The organism is Azonexus sp., assembly GCF_036170495.1.
Classification (GTDB): Bacteria; Pseudomonadota; Gammaproteobacteria; order Burkholderiales; family Rhodocyclaceae; genus Azonexus.
Genome location: NZ_JAVHPH010000034.1, coordinates 1 through 1,325, shown reverse-complemented (window position 1 = coordinate 1,325; position 1,325 = coordinate 1). Strand labels below are relative to the sequence as shown.

Here is a 1,325-nt window from a genome sequence, read left to right as displayed (position 1 = left end):
AGCTGATTTCCATAGAGGCCGCGATGGATATGCCGGTAGATAAAGCGCCCAACGACACCGCTGAAGGCAACCAGCAGCATTGCGTAGAGCGCCATGGCGCCGTTGAGCGAACCCGTTTTGAAGGTTGAGTGAAAAAGCACCAGCAGCGGACCGGTAATCCCCGCCACCATGTGAAACTTGAACCACGACTCCATCCTTCCCAGACGCTCAAGCGCGGTAATCCGCTTACGTAGTGGATAGAGAAGAAGGCTGAGCATGAGCAGGCCGCCAGCCAACCCGATGTTGTAGGCAAAATCGGAGTCGGATTTGTATATCTCTCCAGACCTGACCAACCAGCCGAGAAAAATAAGCAAACCGACGAGCAGTGCAATCAACACTCGCCAGACACCCCGAAATACCTTTTCGCTGGAGGACTTTGCCTTTCCTTCCAGTGAAATCACCGTCATTGGGCCAAGCACGTTTGTATTCATGAATTCCAAAATCTGATTTCCGGCCTTGAGCCGTACCCTGCCATGAGCCCTGAAACATCAACAGACTACCAGGCCGTTGCATCACGGGGTAAAATTTCACACGCAACGGAGAATACCAAAAAACTCACACAGCAAGGTGCACGCTGTCCAGGAAAAAACTGAAATGACTGAAAATCCAACAGCACAAGCAACAACCAATCGCATCAACTCCACTGGTTCGATGGGTGGCCTGCTTTGTCTCTTCGCCATTGCCTGCGTTGAATTTCAGAGACTCTGGCCAAGCGGCACCAGTCTGATTTATCTGGTCGTCAGCCTCCCCCTCCTGCTGATTTGGATCGCCCACCAAGCGGGCTGGACGGTGGCTGAACGCAACACCGGTCTGGCCGTCGATATCGCTATCTACGTGCTGCTCATCGCCAGCCTCGGAATTCGCTTTGGTGCGAGCCAGGCGACCTCGGAACTGGCATCCACGTTATTGTTCTGGGCGCCCCTTGTCAGCGCCTGGTGGGCCTGGCGCTATCAAAATTTCCCGCTCCGGCTATGGTTGTTACTCGGCGGCTTTTTTGTCGTGCTGACCTGGCAGCTGGCCAGCGATCACGAACGCCTGGATGAGCACCTCATTCTTTCGCTGGTTATTGCACAGATCGTCCGCTACGCCGCCCGGTCCGCCCCACTCGGCTCCGAAACGACCATGAATCTACGTGACCCGCTAACTGGCCTGCCATCGCCTGAATGCTTCGAAGCCGAACTGGCTCACGTGTCGGCAATTGCCGACCGCTACCGGCTCCCGCTCTCGCTGATTGGCTGCCGAATCGTGCTCTTCGGAGCCGATCACTTGCCGGACGATCAGTTGTG

General features: G+C 55.5%; 2 protein-coding genes. One reads left to right on the top strand and one right to left on the bottom strand.

The window, feature by feature from the left end; translation table 11 throughout:
• On the bottom strand, window positions 1–470 hold a 470-nt coding region (locus ADADOO_RS01305), incomplete at its 3' end, for a hypothetical protein (RefSeq protein ID WP_511274360.1).
• Window positions 471–633: 163 nt separating this feature from the next.
• Between ADADOO_RS01305 and ADADOO_RS01300 the strand changes: the two genes are divergently transcribed.
• A partial coding sequence (locus ADADOO_RS01300) for a hypothetical protein (RefSeq protein WP_511274359.1) occupies window positions 634–1,325 on the top strand: 692 nt, incomplete at its 3' end.